Origin of the sequence: Pseudomonas rhodesiae (genome assembly GCF_013285305.1) — a bacterium.
In the GTDB taxonomy this organism is placed as follows: domain Bacteria; phylum Pseudomonadota; class Gammaproteobacteria; order Pseudomonadales; family Pseudomonadaceae; genus Aquipseudomonas; species Aquipseudomonas rhodesiae.
On the sequence record NZ_CP054205.1, the window covers coordinates 741,180 to 753,497 of the forward strand.

8 protein-coding genes are annotated in these 12,318 nt (G+C 61.7%); 4 read left to right on the forward strand and 4 right to left on the reverse strand.

The features are described 5' to 3' along the window. Positions 1-109: 109 nt before the first annotated feature. The 3 genes from putP to HRH33_RS03195 all read left to right on the forward strand — a co-directional run bounded on the left by putP (position 110) and on the right by HRH33_RS03195 (position 4,565). Positions 110-1,594 carry a sodium/proline symporter PutP gene (gene putP / locus HRH33_RS03185; protein WP_167416771.1) on the forward strand — a complete coding sequence of 495 codons (1,485 nt, stop codon included), beginning with the start codon at positions 110-112 and terminating at the stop codon, positions 1,592-1,594. A gap of 205 nt (positions 1,595-1,799) precedes the next feature. Then, on the forward strand, positions 1,800-3,806 hold the full coding sequence (locus tag HRH33_RS03190) for a type VI secretion system Vgr family protein (RefSeq protein ID WP_167416772.1): 2,007 nt from the start codon (positions 1,800-1,802) through the stop codon (positions 3,804-3,806). A gap of 33 nt (positions 3,807-3,839) precedes the next feature. Continuing rightward, positions 3,840-4,565: a DUF4123 domain-containing protein gene (locus tag HRH33_RS03195; protein ID WP_167416773.1), complete on the forward strand. Its 726-nt coding sequence runs from the start codon at positions 3,840-3,842 to the stop codon at positions 4,563-4,565. Here the strand turns inward: HRH33_RS03195 and HRH33_RS03200 are convergent. Beyond that, positions 4,551-5,828 (reverse strand): O-acetylhomoserine aminocarboxypropyltransferase/cysteine synthase family protein, encoded by a 1,278-nt coding sequence (locus HRH33_RS03200; RefSeq protein ID WP_034095548.1) that lies wholly within the window; start codon positions 5,826-5,828, stop codon positions 4,551-4,553. The two genes, HRH33_RS03195 and HRH33_RS03200, sit on opposite strands and share 15 nt — an antisense overlap. A gap of 175 nt (positions 5,829-6,003) precedes the next feature. Here HRH33_RS03200 and HRH33_RS03205 point away from each other — a divergent pair, with 175 nt between their 5' ends. Then, a complete protein-coding gene (locus tag HRH33_RS03205; RefSeq protein ID WP_034095549.1) occupies positions 6,004-6,840 on the forward strand; it encodes a 23S rRNA (adenine(2030)-N(6))-methyltransferase RlmJ in 837 nt (278 codons plus the stop codon). Between the two features lie 90 nt (positions 6,841-6,930). Here HRH33_RS03205 and msrA read toward each other — a convergent pair whose 3' ends face one another. The 3 genes from msrA to aceF form a co-directional block, all read right to left on the reverse strand. Then, complete coding sequence (msrA, locus tag HRH33_RS03210) at positions 6,931-7,578, reverse strand: peptide-methionine (S)-S-oxide reductase MsrA (RefSeq protein ID WP_034095550.1); 648 nt, start codon at positions 7,576-7,578, stop codon at positions 6,931-6,933. A 72-nt stretch (positions 7,579-7,650) separates the two neighbouring features. Then, positions 7,651-10,347 (reverse strand): putative bifunctional diguanylate cyclase/phosphodiesterase, encoded by a 2,697-nt coding sequence (locus HRH33_RS03215; protein WP_034136612.1) that lies wholly within the window; start codon positions 10,345-10,347, stop codon positions 7,651-7,653. A gap of 314 nt (positions 10,348-10,661) precedes the next feature. Further along, complete coding sequence (gene aceF, locus HRH33_RS03220; protein WP_167416774.1) at positions 10,662-12,311, reverse strand: dihydrolipoyllysine-residue acetyltransferase; 1,650 nt, start codon at positions 12,309-12,311, stop codon at positions 10,662-10,664. Between the last annotated feature and the right edge of the window lie 7 nt (positions 12,312-12,318).

Below are 12,318 nucleotides of genomic sequence, written 5' to 3' on the forward strand. Positions count from 1 at the left end.
GGAAACGCCAGTCATAAATGCGCGGCACGCGGGTTCGTTTACCCTTGCAAAAGGGTCGGCGCCTGACAGACCGCCGCTACATAAAAACAAAGCCAGGGCGTCACTTCTTATGAGCGTTAGCAATCCAACCCTGATCACGTTCGTGATCTATATCGCAGCAATGGTGCTGATCGGCTTCATGGCCTATCGCTCCACCAATAACCTTTCCGATTACATCCTCGGCGGTCGCAGCCTCGGTAGCGTGGTCACTGCCTTGTCGGCCGGCGCGTCCGATATGAGCGGCTGGTTGTTGATGGGCCTGCCGGGCGCTATCTACATGTCCGGTCTGTCGGAAAGCTGGATCGCCATCGGCCTGATCGTCGGTGCCTACCTCAACTGGCTGTTCGTGGCCGGTCGCCTGCGGGTACAGACCGAACACAACGGCGACGCCCTGACACTGCCCGACTACTTCTCCAGCCGTTTCGAAGATAAAAGCGGCCTGCTGCGGATCATCTCCGCAGTGGTGATCCTGGTGTTCTTCACCATCTATTGCGCCTCCGGCATCGTGGCCGGTGCCCGTCTGTTCGAAAGCACCTTTGGCATGTCCTACGAGACCGCGCTGTGGGCCGGTGCCGCAGCGACCATTGCCTACACCTTCGTTGGCGGTTTCCTGGCCGTGAGCTGGACGGACACCGTACAAGCCACGCTGATGATCTTCGCGCTGATCCTCACGCCGATCATCGTGCTGCTGGCCACCGGCGGCGTCGACACCACGTTCCTGGCCATCGAAGCCAAGAACCCCGACAACTTCAACATGCTCAAGAACACCACCTTCATCGGCATCATCTCGCTGATGGGCTGGGGCCTGGGCTACTTCGGCCAGCCGCACATCCTTGCGCGCTTCATGGCGGCGGATTCGGTGAAGTCGATCGCCAAAGCGCGTCGCATCTCCATGACCTGGATGATCCTGTGCCTGGGCGGCACCGTGGCCGTGGGTTTCTTCGGTATTGCTTACTTCTCGGCGCACCCGGAAGTGGCCGGCCCGGTCACCGAAAACCACGAGCGTGTGTTTATCGAGCTGGCCAAGCTGCTGTTCAACCCATGGATTGCGGGCGTGCTGTTGTCGGCCATCCTGGCGGCGGTCATGAGTACTTTGAGCTGCCAACTGCTGGTGTGCTCCAGTGCATTGACCGAAGACTTCTACAAAACCTTCCTGCGTAAAAACGCCTCCCAGGTTGAGCTGGTCTGGGTCGGTCGCTTGATGGTGCTGCTGGTGGCCTTGATCGCCATCGCCATGGCCGCCAACCCGGAAAACCGCGTACTAGGCCTGGTGAGTTACGCCTGGGCCGGTTTCGGCGCCGCCTTCGGCCCTGTGGTGCTGATCTCGGTGGTGTGGAAACACATGACCCGCAATGGCGCTCTGGCCGGCATCCTGGTCGGTGCGATCACCGTGATTGTGTGGAAACACTTCGCGCTGCTGGGGCTGTACGAAATCATCCCTGGCTTCATCTTTGCCAGCCTGGCGATCTACATCGTCAGCAAGCTGGGCGCGCCGACTGCGGGTATGGTCGAGCGTTTTGATGCGGCGGAAAAAGACTACAACCTCAACAAGTAATTCGCTGGGCGCGCTGCGCCTGATGAGTTAAACGAAAGGCCCGCATCCTACGGATAGCGGGCCTTTTTTTATGTGTGAATTGGGTCGGACAAACTGAAGACTCGCACGCTCGTTCGTAGGGTTTTACTGATTTATGCGCGCGCTGCTCGGCAAGCCTGGGCACTGGTGCAGAATCGGCCCCCCAGCCTTCGCAGAGAAACATCGGATGTTCGCGCCTGCCAACCAAAGTGCTTTCACCCTGACCCTGGACGGGGTGCCCAGCGATCTCAAGGTCTACCGCTTCAACGGTCAGGAAACACTCAGCCAACCCTATCGTTTTGACCTGGAACTGGTCGGCGAACAGCCGGACCTGGATCTGGGCAACTTGCTGCATCGCCAGGCTTTTCTGGGTTTCGATGATCAGGGCCACGGTGTGCATGGCCTGGTCGACCATGTGGCGCAGGGCGATTCCGGGCGGCGGCTGACGCGCTATAGCGTTCGTCTCGTCCCTCAGTTGGCTTATCTGGCCCACAGCAGCCATCCGCGTATTTTCCAGCACAAAAGCGTGCCGCAGATCGTTGCGCAGGTGCTCAAAGAGCAAGGCATCCAGGCGGACCGATTCGAATTTCATCTAAGCGGCACGTACCCGGAGCGTGAGTATTGCGTGCAGTTCGGCGAGACCGATCTGGCATTTATCCAGCGCCTGTGTGCCGAGCAGGGCATTCATTATCATTTTCGGCATTCGCCCGACGGCCATTTACTGGTATTTGGCGACGACCAGAGCGTGTTTGCCCAGGCCGAGCACGCAACGCCTTACGCTGCAGGCTCCGGGATGGTAGCGGACACTCCGGCCATCAAGCGCTTCACCGTACAACTGCAAACCCGCACCACGGCGCTGAGCCTGCGCGATTACGATTGGCGCAAGCCGCGCCTGACGCTGGAAAGCGCAGTGTCCGACCAGCAGACCCTGTGCCTTGAAGAGCAGGGTTACCCCGGCCATTTCACTGACCGCGTGGAGGGTAAGCACCTGGCACGGCGCGGTCTGGAGCGTCACCGCAGCGAGCATCGCCTCGCCGTGGGCAGCGGGGATGAGCCTGCGTTGGCCTGTGGACGCTTCCTGAAGCTGGCCGGGCATCCTCGCCAGGAATGGAACGACTTGTGGCTCGTGACCCAAGTCACTCACGAGGGCAGCCAACCCCAGGTACTCGAAGAGGCGGTGACCGAGGTGGCGGGCGGGGACATGCGCCAGGGTTACTCCAACCACTTCGTTGCGACGCCCTGGGATGTAGTTTTCCGCCCGCCCTTGGCGCCCCGCAGGCCGATGACGGGTTACCAGAACGCGGTGGTGACCGGGCCCGCCGACAGTGACATCCATTGCGACGAATACGGCCGTGTCAAAGTGCAATTGGCCTGGGATCGCCACGGCGAACATAACGAGCATTCCAGTTGCTGGCTGCGGGTCGCCAGCGGCTGGGCCCATGATCGCTACGGCGCGGTGCTGATCCCCCGGGTGGGCATGGAAGTGTTGGTCGGTTTTGTGAATGGCGACATGGACATGCCCGTGGTGGTCGGTTGCCTGGCCAATGCCGCGACGCCGGTGCCCCTGGACCTGCCGGCGGACAAGACCCGCAGCATCCTGCGCAGCCAAAGCAGCCCCGGTGGTGGCGGTTACAACGAACTGCGCATTGAGGATCGCAAGGGCGCCGAAGAGATCTACCTGCGCGCCCAGCGCGATTGGACCCAGCATGTGCTGCATGACCAGCAGGTGCAGGTGGATAACCGGCGTCGGATTACCGTGGGTGGCGAGTCGCACCATGAGCTGCAGGGCGAAGAGCAGCGCATCACCCACGGCAATCGCCTGACCGAACTCAAGCAGGACGACCACTTGGTGGTCGGCGGTTCGCAGCAGGTCCGCGCGGGGCGGGTGATTCAGATCGGCGCCGGCCAAAGCGTCGTTATCGATGCGGGGGCCAGCGTCACGATCCAGGCCGGTGGGCAGTCGATCACCCTGTCAGCCGCTGGCATCTTCAGCAGTGTGGCGATCCAGCTCGGCGGTGCTCCGGCCCCCGCTGCGGCACCGTTGTTGCCCGGGCTGCAGGACAAGGTGCTGGCGGTAATCCCGGCGCCTCTGAGCCGCGTGCAGATCGCCAGTTTGAAGCGTAGCGCGCCGTTCTGCGAAGAGTGTGAACGCTGCAAGAGCGGCCAGTGTGATGTCGCTCACCGACCCCATTGATCAGTGTTTTTCAACCCAAGGAGTTTCGCCCCAATGGATCAACCTCTATCGCCCAGTGCTTGGCTTGCACAGTGGCCTCTGCAACCCCATGAGCAACTGTTCGCGGTGCTGGGCAATGCCAGCGATGCCCAGCCGTTCGAGGCTTGGCAAGGTGTGGCGGCGGGTGCGCCACCGCGCTCGGTCTGGGCGGGCACGGCCTATGCGGATTGGACGCAGGTTATGCCTTATCTCGCACAGGTCGAGCCCGGCAGCGCCTTTCTCGATTGGGTAGCGAACACCCAGGTCGAGGATTGGGGTTGGCTGGCGGTGTCGTCCAGCCCGGCGGACGTGGTGCTCGCCCATCTGCAAGGCTTGACCCAAGTGAAACTGCCCGAGGGGCCGCCGGTGTTCCTGCGCTTTTGGGACGGCACGCAGTTCCTGCCGCTGTTGCGGCAATTGGGCGGTGAGGCGGAGCAGGTGCTGCCGGTGTTTCAGCGCTATCTGATCAATGGGCAGCCCCACGCCGTTGCGACTGGGCCGGTTACTACCGCCAAGGCCAGCCCCTGGTGGCAGGTGCCAGCATCGTTACTGGAGCATCTGGCCGAACAATCGCCGCAAACCCTGATCGACAACCTGCTGCAATGGCTTGAGGAGCAGCGCCCGGACCTTTACACCGCCTTCACGCCTGCGACCTTGCAGCACAAGGTCGCTTACTTCGCTCGTGGTTCGACGGTGACTTATGCAGCGCTGACGGACTACCTCGCCTCAGAGGCGAGTTGAAGCCAGTGCCTGCTGCAAGTCGTCGATCAGGTCTTCAATGGCTTCGATACCGACCGACAGGCGAATCATCTCCGGTTTCACGCCAGCCTTGGCTTGCTCCTGCTCATTCATCTGCCGATGGGTGGTGGAGGCAGGGTGGCAGGCCAGGGATTTGGCGTCGCCGATATTCACCAAACGTTTGAAAATCTGCAGCGCGTCGTAGAAGCGCACACCCGCGTCATAGCCACCCTTCAGGCCGAAAGACAGGATCGCCGAGGGTTTGCCCTGCATGTATTTTTGCGCCAGCCCATGGTGCGGATGTTCTGGCAGGCCCGCGTAGCTGACCCATTCCACCTCGGCATGCTCCTGTAGAAACTGCGCAACCTTGAGCGCGTTTTCGGTATGGCGTTCCATGCGCAGGGCCAGGGTTTCCAAACCTTGCAGCAACAGGAAGGCATTCATCGGCGCCAGGGCCGCACCGGTATTGCGTAATGGCACGGTACGCGCGCGGGCGATGAACGCGGCGGGGCCGAATTTTTCGGTGTAGACCACGCCGTGATAAGCCGGCTCGGGCTGGTTGAGACCGGGGAATTTTTCCGGGTATTGGGTCCAGGGGAAGGTGCCACTGTCGACGATCACACCGCCGAGGGAGTTGCCATGTCCGCCGATGTACTTGGTCACCGAGTGCACCACGATATCGGCGCCGAACTGGATGGGTTTGCACAGGATCGGGGTGGCAACGGTATTGTCGACCATCAGCGGCACGCCTCGGGCGTGGGCCACCTTGGCCAGGGCTTCCAGATCGATAATATTGCCCGCCGGATTGCCGATGCTTTCGCAGTACACCACTTTGGTCTGGTCGTCGATCAGCTCGGCAATGGCCTCGGCGGAGTCGTCCCGGGCGAACCGCACGTCGACACCGAAGCTGGGCAATAGGTGGGCGAACAAGGTGTAGGTGCCGCCGTAGAGCTGCGGCGTGGTGACGATGTTGTCGCCGGCGCGGGTCAGGGTCTGGATTGCGTAGTGAATCGCCGCGCTGCCCGCCGACACCGCCAGGCCCGCGATGCCACCTTCGAGGGCGGCGATACGTTGCTCCAGTACGTCATTGGTAGGGTTCATGATGCGCGTGTAAATGTTGCCGGGCACATCCAGGTTGAACAGGTCGGCCCCGTGCTGGGCGTTATCGAATTCGAAAGCAACGTTTTGGTAGATCGGCACGGCCACGGCCTTGGTGGTCGGGTCCGACTTGAAGCCGTGATGCAGGGCGAGGGTGGCGTCTTTCATGATGGCAATTGACCTCCTTGGATTGGGTGCTCGCCACAATAAATCCGCGCTCATGGAGGCATTTAGATTTTTTTCAGTTCGCTCCCTGCTTTTAGGGCATAAGCACCGCCCGGCATGCCGCCCTGCACCTTTGCCCGTGTAGAAGGTAAACTTCGCCCCCTGCGCAGGAGCAACCATGAATTATCGTCACGCCTTTCACGCCGGCAACCACGCCGATGTCTTCAAACACCTGACCTTGACCCGCCTCATCGCCCTGATGTCGCGCAAGGAGCAGCCGTTTGCCTACCTCGATACCCACGCGGGCATCGGCCTGTACGACCTGCAGGGCGATCAGGCCAACCGCACCGGCGAATACCTCGAAGGCATCGCGCGCCTATGGGGCCGGAACGATCTGCCGCCGCTGACCGCCGACTACATGCGCGTGCTGCACGAGATGAACCCGGACGGCCAGTTGCGCTACTACCCCGGTTCGCCGGAGCTGGCCCGACGCCTCACGCGCGCGCAGGACCGTGTGCTGCTCAATGAAAAACACCCCGAAGACGGTGTGTTGCTCAAGGACAACATGAAGGGCGACCGTCGGGTCAAAGTGCATTTGGGCGAAGGCTGGCATGTGCCGCGAGCGTTGCTGCCAGTGCCGGAAAAACGCGCGTTGATGCTGATCGACCCGCCGTTCGAAAAGCTCGACGAGATGCAACGCTGCGCGGCATCCCTCAAGGAGGCGGTCGGCCGCATGCGCCAGACCGTGGCGGCGATCTGGTACCCGGTCAAGGACCAGCGCATGTTGCGTCGCTTCTATCAGGACCTGGCCGGCACGGGGGCGCCGAAACTGCTGCGCGTGGAACTGCTGGTGCATCCCTTGGACACGCCCAACACCCTGACCGGCTCGGGCCTGGCGATTGCCAACCCGCCATGGGGCTTGGAGGAAGAACTGCGTGAGCTGTTGCCGTGGCTGTCCAAGCAGCTGGGCCAGACCCAGGGCGGGTGGCAGATGGATTGGCTTATAGCTGAGTAGCTGTGAGTTGCAAGCTTGAAGCTGCAAGCTGCAAGTGAGAGCAGAAAACACCACTTGCAGCTTGCCGCTTCTAGCTTGCAGCTCCGAACGTCAGATCGGGCAAACCACGCCTGTTCCGCCAATGCCGCAATAGCCCTGGGGGTTTTTCGCCAGGTACTGCTGGTGATACGCCTCGGCGAAATACACCGTCGGCGCCTGGTCGATTTCGGTGGTGATCTGGCCCAGGCCGGCCTTGTTCAGTTCGGCCTGATACGCCTCGGCACTGGCCTTTGCAGCCTCCAGCTGTTCCGGTGTGGTCGCGTAGATCACCGAACGGTATTGGCTGCCGATGTCGTTGCCCTGGCGCATGCCCTGGGTGGGGTTGTGCAATTCCCAGAACATCTTCAGCAGGTCTTCGTACTTGACCTTGGCTTGGTCATAGACCACCAGCACCACTTCGCTGTGGCCGGTCAGGCCGGAGCACACTTCTTCGTAGGTCGGGTTGGGCGTGAAGCCGCCGGCATAACCCACCACGGTGCTGACCACGCCGTCGCGCTGCCAGAATTTGCGTTCCGCGCCCCAGAAGCAACCCAGGCCGAAGATCGCAAAGCCTACGTCATCGAGGAATGGGCCCAGCAGCGGGTTGCCATTGACGAAGTGCGTCTCTGGCAGGCTCATCGGGGTGTCACGACCAGGCAATGCTTGTTCTTGAGTAGGCAGCACGTTTTTGTTCACCAGAATTTCCGAGCGCAAGACCATGATCAGTCCTCTCGTCAGGTTGAGTGATGGTAAAAATTCAGACAGTCAGTGTGCCCGAGTGTTACAGCGATGTCAGGCGATTGGGCCGCGCGGGTAGCGTTTAAGCATCGCCGGCAGCTCTGCCCCGGGGATCGGCCGATCGAACAGGTACCCCTGGCCCACATCGCAGCGGTGCCGCCGCAGAAAGGCCAGTTGCTCGGCGGTCTCGATGCCTTCGGCGACCACCTTGAGCTTGAGGTTGTGCGCCATGGCGATCACGGCGGAGGTGATTTCCATGTCGTCCTGGTTGTCCGGGATCTCATGGATAAAGCTGCGATCGATCTTGATGATGTCGATGGGGAATTTTTTCAGGTAACTGAGGGACGAGTAACCAGTGCCGAAGTCGTCCATGGCCAGGGTCAGGCCAAGACTCTTCAACTGGTCCAGTTGCAGGCGCGTGTCTTCGGTGGCTTCCAGCAGCAGGCCTTCGGTCAGTTCCAGCTCCAACAGGTTGGCCGGCAACGCTTCTTCCTTGAGGATCGTGGCGATCGAGGCCACCAGGTCCGGGTCGGAGAACTGCTTGGGCGACAAGTTGATCGCCACCTGCAAATTGCCCAGGCCGGCAGCGCTCAACTGCTTGCTCATGCGGCAGGCCTGACGGGCGATCCATTTGCCGATGGGGATGATCAGGCCGGTCTCTTCGGCCACGCTGATGAACTGGTCCGGACGGATCATGCCCTTTTCCGGATGGTTCCAGCGCAGCAACGCCTCCATGCCCAGCAAGCGACCGCTGCGCAGGCACAGCTTGGGCTGATAGAACACGTCCAGCTCGTTCTGCGTCAGGGCGCGGCGCAGGTTGTTTTCGACGAACAGTTTGTAACTGGCTTCGGCATTGAGGGCCTCGGTGAACACCTGCACCTGATGCTTGCCGTTGGCTTTGGCCTTGTGCAAAGCCAAGCCGGCGTTACGCATAAGGGTCTGCGGGTCGCGGCCATGCAGCGGCGCGCAAGCCAGGCCCACGGAGCCGGTGACACTGATCAACTGGTTGTCGACGAACATCGGTTTGTCGAGGGTCGCCAGTAACTGGCTGGCCACTTGTTGTCCGGTTTCCAGGTCGGTTTCATCCAGCAGCACCGCGAACTCGTTACTGGCAAAGCGTGCCAGGCTGCCACTGCTGCTCAGACTGTTGCGCAGGCGCCGGGCCAGGCTGATCAGCAACTTGTCGCCGGTCTGGTGGCCGAGGCTGTCATTGATGCGCTTGAAGTTGTCGATGTCCACCAGCAGCAGGCAGATCGGGCTGTCGCTGTCGCGGGCGAAACGTTCATCGAGGTTGCGGATGAACGCCGGACGGTTGCCCAGGTTGGTCAGGTTATCGGTGTACGCCAGACGCTCAATGCGCTGCTGGGCCAACTTGGTCTGGGTGATGTCTTCGTAGATACCGATGTAGTGCGTCAGCTCACGGTTGTCGCCATACACCTTGGAGATCGACAACTGCCCCCAGTAGGGCTCCAGGTTCTTGCGACGGCTCTTGAACTCGCCCTGCCAACTGTTGCTCTTGGCCAGACTCGATGGTGCATCGAACAGCAATTCGCTGAGGTTCTCCAGTGCGGGTAACTGCGCCAGGCGGTGGCCGTGGACTTCTTCGGCGCTGTATTGGGTGATCGCGGTGAAGCTGGGGTTGACGTACTCCACTACGCCGTCGCAATTGACCAGCAGGAAGGCGTTGGCGCTTTGCTCCACTGCGCGCTGGAACAGGTGCAGGGCGCTGGTGGCGGTACGGCGGTTATGGTTGTTGATCACTTGTGCAAACTGGTCTGCCAGCTCGCCGGCAAACGCGATTTCGTCGGCCTGCCAGGCGCGGGAACTGCCGCCCTGTTCGAGGCACAGTACGCCGACCACCTGGCCATCGACGCGGATACTGGCGTCGAGCATGGCGTGTATATCTTTGGCGCGCAGGTTTTCGGCCATTTCACGGGTGCGCGGGTCGCGCATGGCGTTGGTGGCATCGATGGCGCGGCTGGTGTGCAAGGCTTCCAGATAATCCGGGAAGCAACTGGCGTCGATAGGGTCGGGCAAATGGTGCTGCTGGTCGGCGCGGTGATAGGCCGAAATCGGCACCAGGCGCTGGCCTTCAAGGTTCCAGATACTGGCGCAGTCGAGCTGATAGATTTCGCAGGCGCTGCGGGTGATCAGCTCGGCGGCTTCCTGCAGCGAATTGTTAGCGGTGTAGCGTTGGCGGGCCAGCAGCAGGATCAGCTCCTGCTGGGCGCGCACCCGTTCCAGGTGCTGCAATTGTTCCTGCTGGGCCCGCTGGTTGAGTTCCAGGGCGATCTGCAGGCGGCTGTTCTGGCTCTCCAGGTCATCCGAGGAGGGCAGCGGCGAAGGCACTTCACTGAACAGACCGTCGACCACCATCAGGTAGCCGCGCAACAAGTGACGATTGTGTTGTTTGTAGGCTTCGCCCATTTCCAGCAGGCTTAGAGGGCCGTCGTTGGTGTGCAGGGTGTAGCGCACCAGATAGTGAGGGCTCAGGGTCAACTGCTGCTGGATGTTGTCGTGCAATTGATAGCGGGCCTGGGGCTCCATCAGGCTGGCGTAGGGGGTGCCGATCAGGGCACACAATTCGACCGCCGGCAGACCGAATTGGCGCTCGCAGTTGGGGTCGAGGTAGAGCAGGGCCCAGCTTGCCTCATTAAGCCGCTCGAAACGCAGCATACCGAGGCGCGAAGGCACCGGTAATTGCGTGACTACCTCGGCCGCCGTACGGGCGACATCGGGTTGGCTTTTCATGGGGGAAACTCACTTGAAATAACGCGCACGGCGCCGGGCTCACGCCCTCTTTTCTGTTGCCTGCGGCAAGGTTGCATCATGCGGCGCGGGCTGACAAGAGAGGATGAAGGCTAAGTGCTATATGGGTGTTATCGGCCGCGTGGGCGATTTCTACAGTCGCGCTGACAGAAGGTGTACAAACCTGTTCTCTCTGTCCAATTTTTGCCGTTGGCCGCGCAAAAAAAGCCCCGCCAAGTGGCGGGGTTGAGGTACGAGCGTGGCGCTCGGAAATCGATGCAAACGGGCCTTCCGAGTAAAAGAAGGCCCGTTGCGGCTTACAGCAGAATGGTGCGGATGTCGTTCAGCAATTGGCTCAGACGCTGCGTGAAACGTGCAGCGGCGGCGCCGTTGATCACACGGTGATCGTAGGACAGCGACAATGGCAGCATCAGCTTCGGCTGGAACGCTTTACCGTCCCAGACCGGCTGGATAGTGGCCTTGGATACACCCAGGATCGCCACTTCCGGCGCGTTGACGATTGGCGTGAAGCCAGTACCGCCAATGTGCCCGAGGCTGGAGATGGTGAAGCAGGCGCCCTGCATATCGTCCGGGGTGAGCTTCTTGTCGCGGGCCTTGGCGGCCAGGGCAGCCGCTTCGGCAGCCAGTTGCAGCAGGCTCTTTTGGTCGACGTTCTTGATGACCGGCACCAGCAGGCCATCAGGCGTGTCGACGGCAAAGCCGATGTGCACGTACTTCTTGCGAATGATCGCCTTGCCGCTTGGTGCCAACGAACTGTTGAAGTCCGGCAGCTCCTTGAGCAAGTGTGCACAGGCTTTGAGCAGCAGCGGCAGTACGGTCAGCTTGACGCCAGCCTTTTCGGCCACGGCTTTCTGCGCAACGCGGAATGCTTCCAGGTCGGTGATGTCGGCCTGGTCGAACTGAGTGACGTGAGGGATGTTCAGCCAGCTGGCGTGCAGACCTGCCGCACCGATTTGCATCAGGCGGGTCATCGGCACTTCTTCGGTTTCGCCGAAGCGGCTGAAGTCCACGGTACGGATCGGCGGGATGCCCGAACCACCGGTCGCGCCGCCGGCAGCTGGCGCTTCCTTGGCCTTTTGCATCATGGCTTTGACGTAAGCCTGCACGTCTTCCTTCAGCACGCGACCGTGAGGGCCGGTGGCCGCGACGGCACTCAGCTCAACGCCGAATTCACGGGCCAGCTGACGCACGGCTGGGCCGGCGTGAACCTTGGCACCACTTGGCGCAGGCGCGGCGGCTGGGGCTGGGGCGGCCTCGGCTTTGGCAGCCGGTGCGGGTGCAGCAGCCGGAGCCGGCGCGGCTTCAGCTTTGGCGGCCGGAGCGGCGGCCGGTGCAGCAGCAGCGGCAGGCGCGGCGCCTTGTACCTTGAGCTTGAGGATGAAGTCACCGGTGCCGACTTCGTCTTCCAACTTGACCGCGATGCTTTCCACCACGCCGGCAGCCGGCGATGGGATCTCCATGGAGGCCTTGTCGGACTCCAGGGTGATCAGCGACTGATCGGCTTCGACGGTGTCGCCGACCTTGACCAGCAGCTCGATGATCTTGGCTTTGCCCGACGAGCCGATGTCCGGAACGTGAATGTCCTGAACGCTGGCGGCAGCCGGTGCAGCGGCCGGGGCCGGTGCTGCTGGGGCCTCGGCGGCAGCGGCAGGCTTTTCGGCCGGCGCGGGTGCGGCAGCGGCAGGGGCCGCCGCAGGCGCCGCATCGGCGGCACCTTCGATTTCCAGCTCCAGCAATTCGTCGCCTTCTTTCAGGCGGTCGCCCAGCTTGACCTTCAGGCTCTTGACCACACCGGCCTTGGGAGCAGGAATTTCCATGCTCGCCTTGTCCGATTCCAGGGTCAGGATGCTCTGGTCGGCTTCGACGGTGTCGCCGACCTTCACAAACAGCTCGATTACTTCACCTTCACCGCTGCCGATGTCAGGTACGCGAATGAGTTCGCTCACAAAAAGT